At 43.9% G+C, this 20,883-nt stretch carries 16 protein-coding genes; 12 read left to right on the top strand and 4 right to left on the bottom strand.

All coding sequences use genetic code 11. The features are described 5' to 3' along the window. Nucleotides 1-160 precede the first annotated feature (160 nt). Complete coding sequence (locus tag MD536_RS03925) at nt 161-2,545, top strand: ABC transporter permease (protein ID WP_239595998.1); 2,385 nt, start codon at nt 161-163, stop codon at nt 2,543-2,545. A gap of 7 nt (nt 2,546-2,552) precedes the next feature. On the opposite strand, the gene MD536_RS03920 is transcribed toward MD536_RS03925, so the two are convergent. Next, on the bottom strand, nt 2,553-3,134 hold the full coding sequence (locus MD536_RS03920; RefSeq protein ID WP_239595996.1) for a PhnA domain-containing protein: 582 nt from the start codon (nt 3,132-3,134) through the stop codon (nt 2,553-2,555). Nucleotides 3,135-3,290: 156 nt separating this feature from the next. On the opposite strand from MD536_RS03920, the gene MD536_RS03915 reads away from it, so the two are divergent. Beyond that, nucleotides 3,291-4,016 carry a DUF4397 domain-containing protein gene (locus tag MD536_RS03915; protein WP_239595994.1) on the top strand — a complete coding sequence of 242 codons (726 nt, stop codon included), beginning with the start codon at nt 3,291-3,293 and terminating at the stop codon, nt 4,014-4,016. Between the two features lie 43 nt (nt 4,017-4,059). Further along, nucleotides 4,060-4,812 carry a GDSL-type esterase/lipase family protein gene (locus MD536_RS03910; RefSeq protein WP_239595992.1) on the top strand — a complete coding sequence of 251 codons (753 nt, stop codon included), beginning with the start codon at nt 4,060-4,062 and terminating at the stop codon, nt 4,810-4,812. Here the strand turns inward: MD536_RS03910 and MD536_RS03905 are convergent. Next, nucleotides 4,804-6,135 (bottom strand): MATE family efflux transporter, encoded by a 1,332-nt coding sequence (locus tag MD536_RS03905; RefSeq protein ID WP_239595990.1) that lies wholly within the window; start codon nt 6,133-6,135, stop codon nt 4,804-4,806. The genes MD536_RS03910 and MD536_RS03905 overlap by 9 nt on opposite strands. 73 nt (nt 6,136-6,208) lie before the next feature. On the opposite strand from MD536_RS03905, the gene MD536_RS03900 reads away from it, so the two are divergent. Further along, nucleotides 6,209-7,450 carry a DEAD/DEAH box helicase gene (locus MD536_RS03900; RefSeq protein WP_239595988.1) on the top strand — a complete coding sequence of 414 codons (1,242 nt, stop codon included), beginning with the start codon at nt 6,209-6,211 and terminating at the stop codon, nt 7,448-7,450. 1 nt (nt 7,451) lies between these two features. Here the strand turns inward: MD536_RS03900 and MD536_RS03895 are convergent, their stop codons facing one another. Then, nucleotides 7,452-8,159 carry a FadR/GntR family transcriptional regulator gene (locus tag MD536_RS03895; RefSeq protein ID WP_239595986.1) on the bottom strand — a complete coding sequence of 236 codons (708 nt, stop codon included), beginning with the start codon at nt 8,157-8,159 and terminating at the stop codon, nt 7,452-7,454. 148 nt (nt 8,160-8,307) lie between these two features. On the opposite strand from MD536_RS03895, the gene MD536_RS03890 reads away from it, so the two are divergent. The 8 genes from MD536_RS03890 to MD536_RS03855 are packed head-to-tail and all read left to right on the top strand — an operon-like array spanning nt 8,308 to nt 19,857. Further along, nucleotides 8,308-11,691, top strand: coding sequence for a SusC/RagA family TonB-linked outer membrane protein (locus tag MD536_RS03890; protein ID WP_239595984.1), 3,384 nt, complete (start codon nt 8,308-8,310; stop codon nt 11,689-11,691). 24 nt (nt 11,692-11,715) lie between these two features. Next, a complete protein-coding gene (locus MD536_RS03885) occupies nt 11,716-13,296 on the top strand; it encodes a RagB/SusD family nutrient uptake outer membrane protein (protein ID WP_239595977.1) in 1,581 nt (526 codons plus the stop codon). A gap of 23 nt (nt 13,297-13,319) precedes the next feature. Next, nucleotides 13,320-14,261 carry a dihydrodipicolinate synthase family protein gene (locus MD536_RS03880; RefSeq protein WP_239595975.1) on the top strand — a complete coding sequence of 314 codons (942 nt, stop codon included), beginning with the start codon at nt 13,320-13,322 and terminating at the stop codon, nt 14,259-14,261. A gap of 5 nt (nt 14,262-14,266) precedes the next feature. After that, nucleotides 14,267-15,421: a tRNA wybutosine-synthesizing protein 4 beta-propeller domain-containing protein gene (locus MD536_RS03875; RefSeq protein ID WP_239595973.1), complete on the top strand. Its 1,155-nt coding sequence runs from the start codon at nt 14,267-14,269 to the stop codon at nt 15,419-15,421. A gap of 1 nt (nt 15,422) precedes the next feature. Continuing rightward, nucleotides 15,423-16,649 carry an MFS transporter gene (locus tag MD536_RS03870; RefSeq protein ID WP_239595971.1) on the top strand — a complete coding sequence of 409 codons (1,227 nt, stop codon included), beginning with the start codon at nt 15,423-15,425 and terminating at the stop codon, nt 16,647-16,649. Next, complete coding sequence (locus MD536_RS03865; protein WP_239595969.1) at nt 16,636-17,841, top strand: AGE family epimerase/isomerase; 1,206 nt, start codon at nt 16,636-16,638, stop codon at nt 17,839-17,841. The genes MD536_RS03870 and MD536_RS03865 overlap by 14 nt, the downstream gene beginning before the upstream one ends. Then, the gene (locus MD536_RS03860) at nt 17,823-18,689 is read left to right on the top strand and encodes a DMT family transporter (RefSeq protein ID WP_239595967.1); all 867 of its coding nucleotides are present in this window, start codon (nt 17,823-17,825) and stop codon (nt 18,687-18,689) included. The genes MD536_RS03865 and MD536_RS03860 overlap by 19 nt, the downstream gene beginning before the upstream one ends. A 1-nt stretch (nt 18,690) precedes the next feature. Further along, complete coding sequence (locus tag MD536_RS03855; RefSeq protein WP_239595964.1) at nt 18,691-19,857, top strand: sialidase family protein; 1,167 nt, start codon at nt 18,691-18,693, stop codon at nt 19,855-19,857. A gap of 6 nt (nt 19,858-19,863) precedes the next feature. Here MD536_RS03855 and MD536_RS03850 read toward each other — a convergent pair whose 3' ends face one another. Then, entirely contained in the window at nt 19,864-20,883 is a 1,020-nt protein-coding gene (locus MD536_RS03850) for a proline iminopeptidase-family hydrolase (protein WP_239595963.1), read from the bottom strand.

Genomic DNA, 20,883 nt, shown 5'->3' with positions numbered 1-20,883 from the left:
TGAGTGTATCGAAAACGGACAATACCTGTATCATTTTCGGATATTCAAATACCGCCTTTTCTATCTGCCGATATGAAAATCAGGCCTTTAAAAAGTTGGCATCATATACGTTGAGTGATTGGGGGAAAACGTAATACCCAAAACCAACAACCAACTTATCATGATCAGAAACTATTTCAAAATTGCCTGGCGCAATTTGATGAAAAGCAAAGGTTACAGTGCTATCAATATTGGTGGGTTAGCAGTTGGGATGGCCGTAGCGATGATGATCGGATTATGGGTTTACGATGAACTAACCTTCAATAAATACCATACAAATTATGATCGCATTACCCAGGTAATGCAGCATGCCAGCTTCAATGGCAGAATCGGTACACAGGTAGCTAACCCGGCTATCATGGGACCGGAGATTCGTACCAAATACGGCAATGATTTTAAATATGTAGTACAAACTTCCTGGAATGGCACTCAGTTACTGAGCGTGGGCGATAAGCATATTAAAAGCGAAGGCTTATACATGGAACCGGATGGTCCGGCTATGTTAACACTAAAAATGATCAATGGATCTATTTCCGGCTTACTGGATCCTTACTCCATTATGCTATCAGAATCAGTTGCAAGCACCATTTTTGGAAACGATGACCCGATTAACAAAACCATCAAATTAAACCGAACCTATGATGTAAAAGTGACTGGTATATATGAAGATCTGCCGGACAATACAACTTTCCGGGATCTTAAAGTAATACTGCCATGGGAACTTTGGTTAATTGACAACCCCTGGGTAAAAAGAATGAACGATCCCTGGGATAGCAATTTCAGTCAAACTTTTGCACAATTAGCAGACAACGCAGATCTGGAAAAAGTTTCTGCAAAAATCAAAAACGTAAAACTGGATAATATAAATGAGGAGGCAAGGAGGTACAAATGGATTGTTTTTCTGCAACCCATGAGTAAATGGAATCTGTTTAATGAATTTAAAGACGGTAAAAATAGTGGAGGAAATATTCAATATGTATGGCTCTTTAGTATCATCGGAGTCTTTGTATTGCTATTGGCCTGTATCAATTTCATGAATCTTAGTACCGCGAGAAGTGAAAAAAGATCAAAAGAAGTTGGTATTCGGAAAACTATCGGTTCTATGCGCTGGCAATTGATCGTACAGTTTTTTGCTGAATCCTATCTCATAGTATTTATTGCCTTTCTGCTATGCCTGGGATTGGTGCAACTATTTATTCCTGCCTTTAATGAAGTAGCAGGCAAAAAATTGACTATTCCCTGGCAAAGTAGCTTCTTCTGGATCTTTAGTATTGCTTTTATTTTACTAACGGGCTTACTGGCAGGTAGTTATCCAGCTCTCTTCCTTTCGTCTTTCCAACCATTAAAAGTATTGAAAGGAACGTTCCGCATGGGTCGTTTTGCTGCGATGCCAAGAAAAGTGTTGGTTGTTGTACAATTTACAGTGTCGGTTATGTTGATTATCGGAACCATCATTGTTTATCAACAAATTCAATATGCGAAAAACCGGCCGATCGGATATACCAAAAACGGATTGATCAGCCTCGACCTGGAACCTGAGGTGAGAAAACATTTTGAAGTGGTGAAGCAGGAACTCATTCAGGCGGGAGCCATTGAAGAAATGGCCGCTTCTCAAAGCCCGCTTACCGATGTTTGGAATACGAATGGTGGATTTGACTGGGAAGGTAAAGATCCCAACCTGGCTATTGACTTCCCCAATAATGCGGTCACCTTTGATTATGGAAAAGCTATTAAGTGGGAAATCAAAGAAGGAAGAGATTTTTCCCGGGAATTCGCATCTGATTCTGCAGCCTTTGTGATCAATGAAACCGCCGCCAGGTTCATTGGAATGAAGGATCCGGTAGGTAAGACCTTACGCTGGGGTAGAAGACCTTATACCATTATCGCAATAGTTAAGGATATCCTGCAGGAATCACCTTTTTTTCCGGTGCGACCCTCCCTTTATCATATCGGCGAGTATGACAACATGAGTAACCTGATTCTGAAACTGAATCCGAATCAAAGCACCAGCAATGCGATCAGCAGTATTGAAAAAACCTGGAAAAAATATACACCCACTGTACCTTTTGAATACCGCTTTGTAGACGAGGCATTCGGTAATAAATTTCAGGCAGAAGAAAGAATTGGAAAACTCTCAACTTATTTTGCCGTCCTTGCTATTTTCATTTCCTGCCTGGGCTTGTTTGGAATGGCAAGTTTTGTTGCAGAACAAAGAACCAAAGAAATTGGTATCCGGAAAGTGTTGGGAGCAAGTGTATTCAACTTATGGGGATTATTATCCAAAGAGTTTGTTACTCTTGTAATTCTTTCCTGTATTATAGCTGCACCTGTTGCCTATTATTACCTCAATAACTGGTTAACCAATTACGATTACCGGATCAGTATCAGTTGGCAGGTATTTATATTAGCTGCAATTGCTGCACTAGTATTGACCATTCTAACCGTCAGTTTCAAAGCCATAAAAGCAGCTATGTCAAATCCGATACGGTCTCTTCGAACAGAATAAGTCGAAATTATCCCTGCTTCCGGACATACTTAGTAAGAATAACAATCTGTTGTCCTTCTACCCGTCCTTCAATCTGTTCTGTATTGTCTTTAACCAAACGGATGTTTTTCACTACTGTACCTAAGCGTGCTGTTAAGGTTGAGCCCTTTACATCAAGGGATTTTATCAAAACAACAGAATCACCATCCTGCAACTGTGCGCCATTGGTATCACGGTGAAGCTCCACCGAACCATCATTTACATGATCTCCGGTTGCTTTTGCCCAGGCTTCATGTTCTTCAGGCAGGTAGAACATATCCAGTAAATCGGCTGCCCAACTATCTGCCCGCAGTCGATTCAGCATTCTCCAGGAAAGCACCTGGATGGCTGGAATTTCGGACCACATGGTTTGTTCCAATATCTTCCAGTGGGCTGAATCCGGCATTTCTTTTTTCTCCAGCTGGGCTTTGCATTTCGCACATACATATACAGCAATCTCTTCTTTTGTAGCAGCATCCGGACCAACTTCATAAATCGAGAGATTGGAAGTGGAAGTACACAGTTCACATGCCTGTCCACTTCTGGATTGCAAGTCTTTTTCAGTTAACATATGGGATGTTTTAGGGAGCGCAAAGTTAACTGATTAAATCAGATTCAAATTTTAACATAAAATTCCGGCTACCGTTAAAGAAGGGCTAAGGTTTAATATTGACGCAACTCTGGTGTCTCATTTGCATCTCAACTAGGAACAAACAAAAGTCAAACTATGATAACTGTAACCAGAAAAATCTCTCTGCTGCTAGTAGCGGCAACAATGGGATTGGGATTAGTATCCTGCATGAAAAACAATGATGATCAGCCTGAAATTCCAAGTGCGGGATTGATGGCTTTTAACCTGGCACCCGATCAAGATGGTGTTTTCATCCGTTTATCCGGAAACACATTAAATAACCAGGCATTTGCCTACTCTAATTTCACCGGTGGCTATTTACCTGTTTTTACCGGAAATCGGGACATAAAAGGAATTAATGCATTGACAGGTTCTGAAATCAGTACAACTGCCGGATTCAATTTTGAGCCGAATAAATACTATTCGCTTTTTATAACAGGAGCAGACAGTATATATTCCAATCTGATAGTAAATGATCACCTGGACACTTTACTTCCAGCAACAGGGGAAGCATTGGTTCGTTTTATCCAGGCCATACCTGATTCTGCAGCGTATGCTGTTAAGCTGAGCTCCGGTTCTAAAGAAGTACCGGCTACTGCACCTTTTAATACAGTGAGTGAATTCAGTTCCATGCCTGTTGGAGATTTAAATATTACAGCATCCAACGGTGAAGGGTCGGGGCTAGAAAGAACCATCCAGATTGAAGCGAGCAAGGCTTATACCATTTTGATCATGGGTAATCCAACTGCATCAGACGATACCCGTAAGCCGCAGATCAAATTCATCGTAAATGGCACCTTGAAGCCGGATGATACTGAATAAGTGAATAACTGAACCAAAAAGGCAGGCTATCCGTATAATAGATATGCCTGCCTTTGTTTTTTCAATAAGATGGTCTTCCTGGTTATTGGCCGGATCTTTTTTCATAGCTGCCTGTTCCAGAACCGGAACACCGCCAGCAGCCCCTCCACCACCTGCCAATCCTATAGTAATTAACCCTCCGCAGGTGTTGCCGGATTCACTTTCCTACCTGGCGTTGGGCGATTCCTATACCATTGGGCAAGGAGTTGTTGAAATGGACCGTTTTCCGGTTATCACAACTGCCATGCTTCGGGATAAGGGAATTAAAATGAAAGCGCCCGAAATTATCGCACGAACAGGGTGGAGCACGGGTGATCTGCTTGCAGAACTTAGTAAACGTACTATCTCCAATAATTTTCAGTTGGTAACTTTACTGATTGGTGTCAACAACCAATATCGTCGACTCCCGCTTGCAGAATACGAAGCTGAATTCAGGCAACTTTTAACGTATGCAGTAAACCGTGCCGGAGGAAATCCCAAACAGGTGATTGTATTATCTATCCCGGATTACTCCGTTACACCCTTCGCACGCTTTTCCAACCGGGATCAGATTAAACGGGAAATCGATCTGTTTAATGAAAAAAACCTGAGTATTACAGCAGGTGCCGGAATTTCCTATATTGAAATTACCACGTTATCCAGGCAGGCCGCCAATGATCTCAGCCTGCTTACTTATGATAGTTTGCACTATTCAAAAAAGTATTATGAGCAAGTAGCGGCACGGGTAAGTACACTTGCCCTGGAAAAATTAAAGTGATCCTTTACGACTCATCTTCAGAAAACGCGCGATCAAAAACAGGGAGGCAAAGGTCAGTCCCGCTATTAACCCGATCCACATTCCACGGGCACCCATATCAAAATAAAAGCCCAGGAGATATCCCAATGGAATGCCTATTACCCAATAGGCAATTCCAATCAATACAGTGGGCGTTTTTACATCTTTAATACCCCTTAAGAGTCCTGCACCAATTGCCTGTGTACTGTCGGAAATTTGAAACAAACCGGCAAATAGGAGGAGGGTGGCTGCCAGCGCAAGCACGTCTTCATTTTTATTAAAGAGTAAGGGAATATGATTCCGGAATACTACAAAGCTTACCGCACATATACAACCATAAATAAGAGCGGTCAGTAGGGTAGAGCGCCCAATCACGGATATCTTTGTCCAGTTCCTGCGTCCGTAGGCATTACTCACCCGAATGGATCCGGCCTGTGCCAAGCCCATCGACACCATAAAGGTGAACGATGCAGTACTCAATGCAATCTGATGACTTGCCTGAGCAACCGCTCCAAGTGTACCAATGATGATGCCCGATACCGCAAAAGCCCCGGCTTCCATGCCCACCTGTAAACTACTGGGGATTCCGATGTATAACAATTCGCGAAGTGTTCGGCTTTTCAGTTTCCATTGTCTGCTGCTAACAGCAATGTATCTGCGAAATGTTTTATGTCGCAGTATAATAATGGCCAGTATAATAAATAGTATTGAACGGGTGATTAACGTAGACCATCCCGCACCCAATAATTCCAGCCTGGGGAAACCCCAGTTGCCATAAATCAGTAACCAGTTCAAAAAGATATTGATCGGCATACCAGCGAGCGATAACATCATGGCCGTTTTCGTGTATTCAAGACCGTCAGTAAACTGTTTGAGTGTCATAAACAGCAGCATAGGGATGATAGACAACCCCATCAGCTTCATAAAAGGTAGTGCATATTCCACCACCTCAGGATCCTGGCCTAAATGATGTAAAATACCGCGACTCCCGATTAACACAAAAGAAATCAGCAGGGCTGTCAGCGCACAGAGAAAAAATCCATTGTAGAGATAATGCGATACCAACTGGGAATCCCTCCGGCCATGCGCCATAGAAACCATTTGTGAAACGGAGATAGTCATTCCGATACCAATTACAAAGGGGATACCCATCGCATTGATCACCAGGGAAGCGGCTGCCAGTTGTTTATAACTGATAGCCCCCACCATAGCGGTATCAATAATATGCAAAGCCATCTGTGCCAGTTCCCCAATCACAATGGGAAATGCCAGTTGAATGGTTTGTTTCGCTTCCTGCCGCATCATAACCTGGTTTTTTCGGGGGCACAAATCTACGGGGAAAAACCACGACCTTTGACCGTTATTTACAGGAAAGGTCATGCGATTTGAACAATACCATATTTCGGAGGATATCAAGGAAAGTTTGGCGGAACTGGGATTTAAACGCCCAACTGATATTCAATACAAAGCAATTCCCAGTATATTGAAAGGGGAGGATGTACTTGCAATTGCACAAACCGGAACAGGCAAAACAGCCGCTTTCGCCATTCCCATTCTACACCTCTTACAGCAGGAACAGGAACGTAGACGCAAACCCAAACACCTGCTGCAATGCCTGGTAATGGTACCAACCCGGGAGCTGGCCATCCAGATCGCTGGTGTATTTCAACAAATAGGGCAATACACCGAACTAACTACACTGGCCCTGGTGGGAGGGGTGGACCAGGAGCAGCAAATCCGCTCCTTAAAGAAAGGTGTGGATATTGTGGTGGCAACCCCCGGAAGGTTATTTGACCTGCATCATCAACGGGTGCTGGACCTGCAATATGTTTGGTTACTGGTACTGGATGAGGCAGATCATATGCTGGATCTGGGCTTCAATAAAGATATCGTTGACATAAAAAAACGCTTGCCCAAAAAACATCAGACCCTGTTTTTTTCTGCCACCATCGATACCCGCATTAAAGACCTTGCATATGCCATGGTGCACAATCCGATCCGCATCCAGGTGTCTCCCCAGGATCCTGTTTCCAAAAACATTGATCATGCGGTGACCTATATAGCGATGGATGACAAGCGCTTCTTCCTGGAGCGACTGGTAAAGGAATTACCCGGGCAAAAAATCCTTGTCTTCGCGCGAACGAAAGTTCGTGCGGAAAGAATACAGGCAGCCATGAAAAGAGTGGGAATTGACAGCCTGGTGATGCATGGAGGGAAGGAGCAGGGAGACCGGCTCCAGGTAATGGATCAATTCCGTGAAGGCAGTATTCCCCTTTTGATTACAACTGATGTAAATGCGCGGGGTATTGATATTCCCGATGTGGATTATGTAGTGAACTATGATTTACCTGAAGAACCCGATAAATACGTACACCGCGTTGGCAGAACCGGCAGGGGCATGAAAAAAGGCCAGGCCATCAGCTTCTGCAGCGAAGAGGAGAAGCCATTATTGGCAGCAATTGAAACGTATACCGGAAACAAAATCAAAGAGAGAATTATTGGTACCGCTGAATACCGGGAAACCGTTGCACTTTCAGAAGATCTGCCCAATGAAAACTGGAAAGAATTACTTAAACAGGCCGAGCAGGAAACAACCAAAAAGAAACGCAAAAAGAAATAGCTTACTCAAACAAACGGGAGAAATGATTCTCCAGGTGATTGCGCATGGCGTTGCGAAACATTTCCGGACTACCGTTTTCGATGATATCAACCAGTCCTTTGTGAGAAACGAATCGTTTGATGCTTACCTGCTTCTTTAATAAACCACTGTGGTGTACGTAATCAAAGACAGGCAATAACATTCGCTGAAATTTCTTCAGGGTTTCATTGCCAGTGATTTCATAGAGCTTGCCATGAAATGCTATTTCATGCTCAATATTGAACAAATAATCCTGTGTTGCATCCGGCTCTTTACTCACAATTTGCTTTAATTCCTTTATATCGGCGGGGGTTATACGCTGAAAAATAAAATCTGCCATCCCGATTTCAAGAATCAGTCGCAGCTCAAACATTTCTTTAAGCGTGGACTGGTCAAGGATATGCGGATTAACACTTTTACTGATGATGCCGAAGATATCCGGACTCGTAATCACCGCACCCTTTTTCTTTTTTGATTCAATCAATCCCATGACCCTCAAGCGAAGTAAGGCTTCCCGGATTACAGTTCGGCTTACCCCCAAACGCTCAGCTAATTCCAGTTCTTTAGGAATGCTGTCACCCACGTTCAGCTTCTGATCCTTCAGCAACTGAACCAGTTTTGCTTCCACTTTATCCACCAGTGAACTGGTGTCCAATGAACTGAAATCTTCCATTAAGGAATTGATTGCCATACAATTATTATGTAATACTAAATTCCGACAAAACTAGGGATTTCCAGCTTATCCACAAGAAAAGGGAAATCAGGGGAATTTTTTCTTGGTGGATTTAAATTTATCATTAATTTTATTATGTCATACATAATGCATAACTAATTTAATTATGAGAAACACGATTCCTTGCCGGCTATTGCTGATCTTATTGATAGCATTGCTAGGCTCCACCCAGGGATGGGCACAAAGCCGGACCATCTCAGGAACTGTACGGTCTTCCGAAGACGGAACTGTCTTATCTGGCGTTTCAGTGCTGGTAAAAGGTAGTTCCACCGGCACTCAAACCGATGAAAATGGTGTATTTCGCCTGAATGCTGTCCCGAATGCTGTGTTGGTGTTCAGTTCTCTTGGCTTTGAGACCCTGGAAATCAAAACTGGTAACCAACTCAGTTTTACAATCAGTTTAACGCCCGCAAATCAGAAAATGGATGAAGTGGTTGTTGTGGGCTATGGAACAATCAAACGTTCCAAAGTAACCTCCTCCATTTCCAAGCTCGATAACAAAGTGCTTGAAACTGGTATCCGCTCCAACCCTGCGCAGGCACTTGCTGGAACCATTCCGGGATTGAGGGTTTCTACAGGTACTGGCCGTCCCGGTGCACTCCCTACTATTGTTCTCAGAGGAGGTACCGGATTTGATGGAAGTGGTAGCCCGCTGATTATCATGGATGGGCAAGTCCGTTCCTCTTTAAGTGATATCAACCCGGAAGAAATCGAAAGCCTGGAAGTGCTGAAAGATGCTTCCTCAACAGCTATTTATGGTGCACGTGCCAGCAATGGTGTTATTCTCATCACCTCCAAAAAAGGAAAAGCAGGAAAAGCTTCCATTAGTCTGAAAGCCCGCACTGGTTGGAATTACCTCAACGTTCCCTACAATTTCCTTTCCGCACAGGACTATATAACCTGGCAACGGAGAGGGGTAGTCGAAGCCATTAAAAATGGAACACTGGCCCCTTCTGTATTAGCGGCTGTAGGTCCCCGTGGTACCGGTAATCTCTACAAGGATGCCAATGGAAATGTGCTGGATGGTAATTATGATAGCCGGGCAGTATGGAGCACGATGCGCCTCACCGATGCCAACCGCGAATTGCTTAGCCTCGGACAAGGCTGGAAAACCATGACGGATGCTGTACCAACCAATTCAGCCGGCGCATATGATCCGAACGGAACTTTTGCCGAACTGCTTTATAAAGACTTCAGTTATGGTGATTATGGTTTGAATAAGTCTGCGCTGGTACAGGATTACAATATCGGTATGACCGGCGGTAATGATCGTGGGAAGTACTATGCGAATATAGGTTACTATGACGAAGGGGGCTTATCATTGGCCACTTTTTATAAGCGGCTTAACCTCGCATTAAACGGAGAATATAAAATCAAGGATTGGTTGAAATCAGAAAGCAGTGTGCAATTCATCAAAGCAAACTGGCGCGATCAATCGCTTCAAAATGGTGAAGCCAACTATTGGGGCCGAATGCTTTCAGCACCTCCAACCATGCGTGGAACCAATATGAATGGAGAATTACTGCTTGGCAGGGATGCCAGTGATGGTAATCCCGTAATCAACATAGATAAGTACCATCGTAAAAATCAAACGGATAAATTAACACTTGGACAGGCCTTCACGGTGAATTTTCACAAGGATCTATATGCGAAAATTGGTGGTATTATGATGTATGATGAAGGATTGTACGAAGCCTTTAACCGCGATTTCAGAACCGGTTTGTTAAGTTATACCAACCCGAACACAGGCTGGAACAGAACCCGCTCCAGCAGTAATTCCTTTAATCGCACAACCCGTCAAACCTACAATGCCATCCTGAATTATACGTCCAGTTTTTCTGATATGCATAACCTTGGCGCGATGGCAGGTTTTGAATATTATACCGTTTACAATACAGGCTTCTCAGCTGGTGGAGCCCTCGCTCCGACAGATGATTTCCAGGATCTCGGGTTAACGCTGAACAACGCAACAACGCAAACAAGAAATATGGGATCTTTCCATTCGAGGGAGCGGATCATGTCTGGTTTCGGACGTATCAACTACGATTACGATGGGAAATACCTGGCCACCTTCACTGTGCGAAGGGATGGATATTCCCGGTTAATCGGAGACAACCAGTATGGTACCTTTCCTGGACTATCAGTAGGATGGATGGCTCATCGTGAAAATTTCCTGGCATCAACTGAAAAATGGCTGTCATACCTCAAACTAAGAGCCAGCTGGGGTAAGAACGGAAATATTGGAATAGGCACCAATGAAGGGATCGGTTTGTATGAACTGCAGGGTTCCTATGGAGCACAAGACGCTTACAATGGTGTGATTGGATTTTTGCAAACAGGAATCACCAACCCGCAACTCACCTGGGAAAAATCAAATACGGTTGAAGTAGGTGCCGATATGGCTTTCCTGAATAATAAGATAAATGCTTCGATCTCGTATTACAACAGGTTAACTACCGACAAATTGGCTTTTATCAATTTACCGGTTTCATCTGGCTTGTCCTCACTACGTACCAATAATGGGAGTATGCGAAATAAAGGCGTGGAAATGGAATTGTCGTATCGCCTGATAAAAGGAAAAAATTTTCGCTGGACCATTGGAGCCAATGCCGCGTGGAATAAAAACATTATCGTCAAACTTCCTTCCAATGGCAATGAAAACAATCGCCAGGGTGGAACCCAAATTTATGATCCTAAAACCGGAAGGATCATCTGGGTTGGTGGATACCAGGAAGGCCAGGAGTACGGAGAAATATTTGGATATGTAAGTGCGGGAATTATCCGTACTCAAAAAGATCTGGATGCCTATAATGTAATTGATATCGCAGCCGGTGAAGCACAATATGGTTCAGCAGCCGGAAAGCGGGTTGCCAGTCAGGCACTTATCAGCCAATTAGGACTCACCAATCATATTTCAACCAAACTGGGTGATATGATGTGGAAAGACCTGGATAAAAACGACACTATTGATTACCGGGATCGTGTATCACTGGGCAGAATCATTCCCCGGTGGACTGGAGGCTTAAATACTACTGTATCTTATAAAGGTTTATCACTCTTTGCAAGAGTCGATTTTGGGGCAGGTCATATCCAGCAGGACTTCATGCAGATGTGGGCACTGGGAAGTTTCCAGGGCGAATTCAATGCGACCGATATTGTAAAAGACACCTGGACACCTGAGAATCCGAATGCGAAGTATCCACGTTATACCTGGGCAGATCAGTTGAATACTAAAAACTTTGATCGCCCGAGTGATATGTTCTGGGTGAATTCCAGTTACCTCGCATTCCGGGAAGTATCGCTAAGTTATACAGTACCCAAAGGAATATTGCAGAGATTTAACGTGGAAGGCCTGACTTTGACGGTTACCGGTCAGAACCTTGGCTATATCTCTAATAAAATGCTGAATCTGCCGGAACGTACCGGTTCTCAAAACAGCGCCTACACCATTCCAACCTCCCTGGTGTTCGGAGCCAACCTAACCTTTTAATTCACATTGAAGAAACATACTTGTATGAAAAAAATACATTCACTTCTATGGTTGCTGATATTTATTATCAGCACGCAGACTGCCTGCCGTAAAACACTGGAGCTAGCTCCGGAAGATTATTTCGGTGATGGAAACTTTTGGCAGAATGAAGCCCAGGTTACCAATTTCATGGTAGGACTCCACAAACAATTCCGCGACAATAATTTTATGTTTATTCGCCTGGGGGAAATGAGGGGTGGCGCTTATAGTAATGTAGATGTGCAGAACACCTCCCTCAATGAATTAAATATTATTGAACACCGGATTGAAGAAAATTCAGCAGGTGTGGGCAACTGGGCAGGTTTTTATAATCCGATTCTACAAATCAACTTATTCATTCAGCGAGTAACTGCCATTGAATTTCTGCCCGCTGAAAAAAAATCCTATCTGCTGGGACAAGCATATGCCATGCGTTCTTATTATTATTTCCATTTACTGAGAACCTATGGTGGTGTTCCCATCTGGCTGGAACCTGAAGTATTAAATGGAAATACCAACCAGGAAACATTGAGAAGAGCCCGCTCTTCAGAAGCTGAAGTACTGGAAGTAGTCAAGAATGATATTAACAGTGCAATTGATCTTTTTGGTAGCAGTTCCGCTCAGGATAAATACCAATGGAATCCAGCTGCTACAAAATTGCTGAAAGGAGAAATATTCCTCTGGTCTGCAAAAGTTTATGGCAACACGGCGGATTTGGCCGATGCAAAAAGTAGCCTTTTGTCTGTAACCGACTATTCCTTGCAGCCAAGTTTCAAAGATGTATTTGCTTATAACAAAAAACGGAATAGTGAAATCATTTTTGCACTACCTTATCGGGTAGGGGAGGCTGAAATGCCTGGTGTTGCCGCTTACACCTATTCCACCTTTAATTTTGACGGACAGCACTACAAAGATTCAACGGTTAGTTCAGGTGTTGGCAATTTCCTCGTTGACCCACTGGTAATAGCAGCAACCAATTCTCAACAGATTATTCAGCGATACCGTTATACGTTCGAATTCTTTCAATCCTACGATGTAGCAGATCAACGTAGAAATACCACCTTTTTTGACTATTACAAAGTGACCACTTCCACCACACCATATACAGTAACAGTGAGAAACACTGCACTGGTTAAATTCCTGGGAACGATTGATGCGAATAAGCGTTATTTCGCAGACGACTGGCCGGTTTACCGGGAAGCAGACCGGTTGCTGATGTTGGCCGAAATATCGAATGCAGAAGGAGCAGATCCATCTGAATATGTACAGGCAATCCGGAATCGTGCTTTCGGTGGAGTTGGTAATGATCCGAATCCCTTTGTTTCCGGAACAAAAGACGCAAACGAACTGGCGATTTTTGAAGAGCGTTCCAAAGAGTTTGTATTTGAAGGTAAACGCTGGTATGATTTGCGCAGAATGCAGGTAAGCAATGAACCACTGGTGTATAAAAACTCAGCTCATCCATATGGAGTATTGGATAAAGCCACTAATGGATATAAAATTCTCTGGCCGATTCCACCTGCTATCTGGACCAATGATCCCCTTGTTGATCAGACACCTGGATACCAGACAGCTAAACCAAAATAATATAGAATACTTAAATTCGAAATATGTCCAGCCAACATTTAAACGGGTTGATCGCTGCCCCTTTTACACCTTTTCATGCATCGGGTGAATTGAACCTTGCTGTCATTCCCGATTATTATGCACTCCTGAAAACAAATGGTGTTACCGGAGCCTTTATAGCAGGATCAACAGGAGAAGGAGTCTCACTTTCACTGAAGGAGAAAAAACAGGTAACTACCGCATGGGCTTCAGCTACCCGACAGGATCCGGAATTCAGGGTGATGTGTTTTCTTGGAGGCACTTCTATTACGGATTGTATAGAGCTGGCAAAACATGCCCATCAGGAAGGAATATTCGCAGTATCTTTTACAGCGCCCTTTTATTTCAAACCGTCTTCGGTGAAACAACTGGCTGCCTGTATTGCTGAGGTAGCAGCCGCTGTTCCTGATATGCCCTTCTATTATTATCATATTCCGGTTTTAACCGGGGTCGGATTTAGTATGATTGATCTGTTACAGGAAGTGGACGGACATATTTCGAATTTTGCAGGTATTAAATATACCCATGAAGATTTTATGGATTTTCTCAGTTGTCTTCGCTTTCAGCAGGGGCGGTATGATATGCTCTGGGGTAGAGATGAGAATATGTTGTCGGCACTGGTATTGGGAGCGAAAGGATCAGTGGGCAGTACCTTCAACTATGCAGCACCGTTATACCATAAACTAATCGATGCTTTTGAACGCAATGACCTTGAAACCGCGAGGGCAGAACAGCAACGAAGTATTGATATGATCCGGCTACTCGGAAAATATGGAGGTATTGCTACCGGCAAAATGTTCATGAAAACCATCGGACTGGATTGCGGTGAATTCCGGCTTCCGGTACGCAATATGAACCTGGAAGAAAGACAGTTATTCACCAGGGACCTGGAACGTATTTCATTTCAGGACTATTGCTCCCGCTATCCGGTTGCAAAGCATAGCTGAACGCCATGCGATTACTTTATTTACCAGCAATACTGATGATTCTGCAAATACCCGTCGGCAGCTGTCGATCTAGTGCCAAAATGGTAGAGATTGAATGGAAAGAACCTGTAACTCTTCCGGCAACTGAAGATGGAAACTCCATAGGAATAGCAGGACCTGTTACCGGAATCATTGATGATTTATTACTAGTAGGAGGTGGAGCGAATTTTCCTCAAGGATTTCCATGGGAAGGAGGAAGTAAACAATTCCAGCAGCAGTTGCATCTATATCAACTAACGGAAAAAGGTGACTGTACCTTTTGGAAAACAGGCAGTATTCCGGAACTGACCTCTTATGGTTGTACCTATTCTACTTCAAAGGGCCTTGTATTGGCAGGAGGAGAGGGAGGAAAAGGAATCAGTTCAGCTGTATGGCTGCTTGGAAAAACGGATACCGGAATTACTTTGAAAGCCCTACCCGCATTACCCATTCCCCTGACCAATGCGGCAGGAACAGCTATCCAGGATCAGCTTTTTATAGCCGGAGGAGAAACTACAACTGGAATGAATAACCGATTTTTTAGTTTCTCGCTGAACGATCCTTCCAAGGGCTGGCTGGAGCTACCTTCATTGCCATACGCTGTTTCACATGCAGTACTGCAGGCTCGTTCCAGAAATGGCAGGCAGGAACTTATTCTGGCAGGAGGCCGGGCGCGAAATGGTACAGATACCAGCAAGCTTTATGACGAAACCTGGGTGTACTCGCTGGATCATAAAACCTGGAAAAAACTGGGCAAACTGCCATATGCATTGGCTGCCGCACAGGTAATAAGATTGGAGGATGAAAGCATTCTGTTATTGGGTGGAGACGACGGTTCAACGTTTACCCAGGTAGAAAAATTATTGGGGGCCATCCAACATGAAAAAGACAGTACAAAAAGAATAGCACTTATACATCAAAAAAACGAGCTGCAACGAAACCATCCCGGTTTTAGAAAAGAAATACTGGTATTGCCTGCGGATGAGAGTCAATGGCAATTTGCCGGATCTGTTCCCTTTGATGCGCCAGTAACTACAACTCTTATTCGATGGAACAACTATCTCCTGTTGCCAAGCGGTGAAGTAAGAGCGGGTATACGTTCCCCCTATATTCAAATTGGTCAACTTAACAGAAACCGATAATATGAAAGGAAAGAAATATTCCTGGGTGGTAGTAGGGCTCTTATGGCTTGTTGCTCTCCTTAATTATATGGACCGGCAAATGCTGGCAACCATGCGTCCTTCCATGCAGCTGGATATTGCTGAATTGCAATCAGCCGAAAACTTTGGCATCCTCATGGCAATATTTCTTTGGATATACGGTGGTATCAGTCCCGCTGCCGGTATCATTGCCGATCGGTTCAATCGTAAAAGTCTGATTGTTGGAAGTTTGTTTGTTTGGTCAGGAGTTACATTTGCCATGGGATTTGCCACCAGTTTTGACCAGCTCTATCTACTGCGGGCAATCATGGGCGTTAGTGAGGCGCTTTATATTCCAGCCGCCCTTTCCCTGATCGCCGATTATCACAATGGGAAAACAAGGTCGCTGGCCATTGGTATTCATATGACCGGATTGTATATGGGACAAGCATTGGGAGGTTTTGGCGCAACCATTGCCGCTACTATGTCCTGGCAGTTTACATTCCAGTCTTTTGGATTAATTGGAATATTGTATTCGTTTGTACTGCTTATTTTCCTGAAAGAACTCAGTGGAAAAACATCAACATCCGGCAGAATAGGAGACGCTGTTGCACCAGGCAAAGCGATTCGTTTTTTATTGGGAAATCCTTCCTTCTGGATCTTACTCCTCTATTTTACTTTGCCCAGTTTACCCGGATGGGCCGTTAAGAATTGGTTGCCTACACTTTTCTCTGAAACCCTGCATATTGACATGGCTACAGCAGGTCCGCTTTCCACGATAACCACTTCCGGATCTTCTTTAATTGGGGTCCTGGTTGGTGGATACCTATCAGATCGATGGGTGCAGAAAAACCTGCGGGGACGTGTATACACCGGAGCAATCGGACTCGCCCTCACCATTCCGGCGCTCGTTTTGATCGGGTTTGGAAGTTCGCTCCTACATATTGTAATGGCCGCTTTTTGTTTTGGATTCGGATTTGGTTTGTTTGATGCGAATAATATGCCGATTCTTTGCCAACTGGTGCCCTCCAGGTACCGTGCTACCGGATATGGACTCATGAATCTTACCGGAATATTCTCAGGCGCACTTATTACTGACTGGTTGGGCAAATCCAGTGATGCCGGTAACCTCGGACAAAGTTTTGCCTGGCTGGCATTAGTGGTGCTTATCATCCTGACAGTCCAACTTTATTTTCTTCGTCCAAAAACCATCGACTATGTACAATCCTGATTTAGCATATTTCCAGGAATTTTATTCCAATCAATTACTCAAGGATACCATTCCCTTCTGGTTTCCCAGATCCTATGATCAGGAATACGGAGGTTTCCTGCTGATGCGGGATGCAGATGGGAGCCTGATCGACGATGATAAAGCAGTCTGGATTCAAGGCCGTGCCACCTGGCTGCTGGCAACCCTTTATAATACAGTTGAGCAAAGGGCGGAATGGCTGGAGGGTGCAAAACTTGGATACGACTTTCTGGTGAAGCATTGTTTTGATTCAGATGGTCGCATGTTTTTTCATGTTACCAGGGATGGAAAACCTATCCGGAAACGCCGGTATTTCTTTTCTGAAACTTTTGCTGTGATTGCGATGGCAGCTTATGCAAAAGCCAGTGGAGATGAAACTGCAGCTATTCGTTCCCGTGAGTTATTTGGAAAATGTATTCAATATGCTACTATACCCGGATTATTGGAACCAAAATTCACGGATACCCGTCCGGCAATAGGAATTGGCGTTCCCATGATCATGATTAATACAGCGCAACAAGTTCGGGAAACAATTGGAGATGAGCGCTGCGATGAATGGATCAGTAACTGGATCCGCACCATCGAACAGTATTTTGTAAAAGATGATATCCGCTGTGTAATGGAGCAGGTGGCTCCGGACGGATCGATCATCAACCATATTGACGGCAGAACGCTTAATCCCGGTCATGCTATTGAAGGTGCCTGGTTTATATTAGAAGAAGCCAGATATCGTGGGAATGATCCGGCACTTATTAACCTGGGTTGCCGGATGCTGGATTATATGTGGGAGAGAGGATGGGACAATGAATATGGTGGCATCATCTACTTCCGCGATGTTTTTAATAAACCGGTCCAGGAATACTGGCAGGATATGAAATTCTGGTGGCCGCAGAATGAAGCCATTATTGCTACCCTTTTGGCTTACCTCATGACAGGAAATAAAAAATATGCCGAATGGCACCGTATGATTCACGAGTATGCCTATGCGCATTTTCACGATACTCAATATGGGGAGTGGTATGGTTACCTGCACAGAAATGGATCAATTGCGCAAACAGCCAAAGGGAACCTTTTCAAAGGCCCTTTCCACCTACCGAGGCAGGAATGGTATTGCCAAAAAATACTGAAGGAGTACCTTGCAGTTAAATCAACTCAATGGATGGTAAATTCATAACGGTGGGCATTGTTTTTGCCATACTTTGGTCCTCAGCAGCCACGGCAACCAAGATTGCATTGGAAAGTGCTCAACCCCTGGTGATTGCGGTAACACGCTTCCTGCTGGCAGGCAGCCTGATGTTATTGATAACACATGTTTTCCTGGGCAAAAGAAAACCAAGGGCAAAAGAATGGAAACAACTCGCTATTTATGGATTACTCAATGTAAGTCTCTACCTGGGCATTTATGTAATTGCCATGCAATTTCTGGGAGCGGGGATCGGAAGTCTTGCCATTGCCGTGAACCCGGTTTTCATTAGTTTACTGGCTGCCATTTTTTTTCGTTATCGCATTACAGGAAGTGCCATTTTCTCACTGATTGCCTGCTCCGCGGGCGTGCTGATCGCAGCCTGGCCCTTACTGCAAAACAGTACAGCTAAGCCAATCGGAATTGTATTACTACTCAGCAGTATGCTCATCTATTCAATTGCAGCGATTTATTATACCCAACAGCAATGGAATGGATTGGATAGCTTAACCATCAATGGGTGGCATACCCTGATGGGTGGATTGTTTTTGTTACCGATTGCGGCAGCAGGATTCGATCCGGCCAAAAACAGGTTGGACACAGATTTCTGGACCGGCACTTTATGGCTTACTATCCCGGTATCAATAGGTGCGGTACAAGCCTGGTTGTATCTGCTAAAGAAGAATACAGTAGCAGCTTCCTATTGGTTGTATGCCTGCCCTGTATTTGGATTTTTGCTGGCTTTTATTTTTCTGCATGAACCCTTAACCTGGTTTACCCTCACAGGTATTCTGCTGGTGACTGGTGGATTATATATATCTCAAAAACAAAAAAATTGACATGAAAAAACTTTTATTGGTGTTGGCAGCAGGATGGTTCGTTGTGTCAACCGTTCAGGCACAACAGGAAGTACCGGTTTTTGTATCGGGAGAAGAGGGACATAAAAGTTATCGAATACCCGCTATTATTGGATTGCCGGACGGAAAACTGCTTGCTTTTTGTGAAGGCAGAGTGAATCATGCAGGTGATTTTGGTGATATCAATATTGTATTGAAAACCAGTACGGATGGTGGCAATTCCTGGTCTGCTTTACAAACTATAGTAGATTATGATAAACTGCAGGCAGGTAATCCTGCACCGGTGGTAGACCTGCTGGATCCTGAATATCCCAAGGGAAGGATCTTTTTATTCTATAATACAGGGAACAATCATGAAGGAGAAGTCCGAAAAGGGCAGGGGCTTCGGGAAGTATGGTATATCAGTTCCACGGATGGTGGCAAGTCCTGGTCGGAGCCGGTAAATATTACTACGCAAACCCATCGGCCCAATCAACCAGCTCTAAACACTGCTTACCGTTTTTCTGAAGACTGGAGAAGTTATGCGAATACTCCTGGTCATGCCTTGCAATTGACCAGTGGTCCGTATAAAGGTAGAATTTTTATTGCGGCCAATCATTCTGCAGGAGCGCCAAAAGCCCAGTTTCAAGATTACCAGGCACATGGATTCTTTACGGATGATCATGGCAAAAGTTTTCGGCTAAGTGAGACCCTGAGCATACCCGGTAGTAATGAAGCCATTGCTGCAGAACTCTCAGAGGGACGCTTGATGCTAAATGCACGAAATCAGAAGGGAGATATCCGGGCACGCATCGTTGCTATCAGTTCCAATGGTGGAGAAACATGGGATACCACCTACTTTGACCGGCATTTGCCCGATCCGGTTTGCCAGGGAACACTTCTGACTATTGGGAAAAAGAAAAGGAAAAACATCCTGGCATTCTGCAATGCAGCCGATGAGAAACGCAGAGATAACCTGACCCTACGCATCAGTTATGATGATGGTAAAACCTGGTCGCGCTCCCTTTTGGTGTACAAAGCTACAGACCCTAAACAATCAGATCCAACTGCCTATTCGGATATCGTCTTGTTGAATAAAAAAACAATCGGGGTACTCTATGAAAAGAATGGTTACTCCACGATTCAATTCAAGGCGATGCGCTGGAAATAACTACCCTTACAATTTTTTCAGAAAATCCAGCAACCCTTTGAAATAAGTGGCCTGATCATCATAAAAACTCATATGGCTGCCCTTTGCACAATGAAGGTAGGTTCCTGACTTAACCTGGGTAGCCATCCATTTCATATGTTCCGGATCCATGGTATCATAAGCGCCTCCAATAGTGAGAGTAGGTACGGTGATTTTCGGCAGATCTGCTTTGCGATCCCAGTTCACCAGTTTACCTGCAATCCCGAATTCACTGGGGCCCTGCATGGTTTCATAAAGGGAGTGATTCATTTTAGCGAAGGAACGGTTTACAGGTTCCGGCCACTGATCCAACGGCATACGCAACAAATGTTCGGTATAAAAATTTGGCATGAGCAGTTCCATATATTTTGGATTGCTAAAATCTTTGCTGGCTTCAATCTGACGAATGGTATCCAGAACCTTTGGATCCAATTGTTTGGCTAACACATCCTGTGCATATTTCCCATAATCCGGACAACTGGACATCATATTGGAAATGACCAGTGCCTTTAAATTTTCCTGATGTGCAAGTGCATATTCCATGGCAAGAATACCTCCCCATGAATGACCCAGTAAAACAAAATTATCTTTATTGAGCCCAAGCGCGGTACGAACCTGCTCCACTTCACTGACATAGCGGTTGAGATCCCAGAAACTGGTATCATTAGGATTATCCGAATTTCCACAACCCAACTGATCATAATAAATGAATTCAACCGAAGCTGCAGGGAGGAAGTTTTCAAAACACTCGAAATATTCGTGTGTAGCACCCGGACCTCCATTGAGTAATAATACTTTTAGCTGGGGATTGTTTCCAAATCGCTTGGTCCAAACCTTGAAATTGCCTTTCGGAGTCTGAATCGGAATCATACGTACGCCGCCTGTCTGCAACCCGCTATCCGAGGGTTGAAAATAGCTAAGATCAGGCGATTGTACACCAGGTTGATTTTGCTGGCAGGCTGAAAAAATAAAAACAAGTAAAAGAACAGACAATAATCGTGTATACAT

The organism is Flavihumibacter cheonanensis (genome assembly GCF_022352215.1).
GTDB lineage: Bacteria > Bacteroidota > Bacteroidia > Chitinophagales > Chitinophagaceae > Flavihumibacter > Flavihumibacter cheonanensis.
The sequence above is the reverse complement of the archived record's forward strand: the minus strand, read 5'-3'. Positions and strand labels throughout refer to the sequence as shown.

Bases quoted from the DNA above. Each gene is read 5' to 3' on its own strand.
- MD536_RS03885 (WP_239595977.1), top strand. From the start codon at position 11,716: ATGAAAAAAATACATTCACTTCTATGGTTGCTGATATTTATTATCAGC.
- MD536_RS03910 (WP_239595992.1), top strand. From the start codon at position 4,060: ATGCCTGCCTTTGTTTTTTCAATAAGATGGTCTTCCTGGTTATTGGCC.
- MD536_RS03900 (WP_239595988.1), top strand. From the start codon at position 6,209: ATGCGATTTGAACAATACCATATTTCGGAGGATATCAAGGAAAGTTTG.
- MD536_RS03880 (WP_239595975.1), top strand. From the start codon at position 13,320: ATGTCCAGCCAACATTTAAACGGGTTGATCGCTGCCCCTTTTACACCT.
- MD536_RS03865 (WP_239595969.1), top strand. From the start codon at position 16,636: ATGTACAATCCTGATTTAGCATATTTCCAGGAATTTTATTCCAATCAA.
- MD536_RS03920 (WP_239595996.1), bottom strand. From the start codon at position 3,134: ATGTTAACTGAAAAAGACTTGCAATCCAGAAGTGGACAGGCATGTGAA.
- MD536_RS03860 (WP_239595967.1), top strand. From the start codon at position 17,823: ATGGATGGTAAATTCATAACGGTGGGCATTGTTTTTGCCATACTTTGG.
- MD536_RS03895 (WP_239595986.1), bottom strand. From the start codon at position 8,159: ATGGCAATCAATTCCTTAATGGAAGATTTCAGTTCATTGGACACCAGT.
- MD536_RS03925 (WP_239595998.1), top strand. From the start codon at position 161: ATGATCAGAAACTATTTCAAAATTGCCTGGCGCAATTTGATGAAAAGC.
- MD536_RS03915 (WP_239595994.1), top strand. From the start codon at position 3,291: ATGATAACTGTAACCAGAAAAATCTCTCTGCTGCTAGTAGCGGCAACA.
- MD536_RS03870 (WP_239595971.1), top strand. From the start codon at position 15,423: ATGAAAGGAAAGAAATATTCCTGGGTGGTAGTAGGGCTCTTATGGCTT.
- MD536_RS03905 (WP_239595990.1), bottom strand. From the start codon at position 6,135: ATGATGCGGCAGGAAGCGAAACAAACCATTCAACTGGCATTTCCCATT.
- MD536_RS03890 (WP_239595984.1), top strand. From the start codon at position 8,308: ATGAGAAACACGATTCCTTGCCGGCTATTGCTGATCTTATTGATAGCA.
- MD536_RS03875 (WP_239595973.1), top strand. From the start codon at position 14,267: ATGCGATTACTTTATTTACCAGCAATACTGATGATTCTGCAAATACCC.
- MD536_RS03855 (WP_239595964.1), top strand. From the start codon at position 18,691: ATGAAAAAACTTTTATTGGTGTTGGCAGCAGGATGGTTCGTTGTGTCA.
- MD536_RS03850 (WP_239595963.1), bottom strand. From the start codon at position 20,883: ATGTATACACGATTATTGTCTGTTCTTTTACTTGTTTTTATTTTTTCA.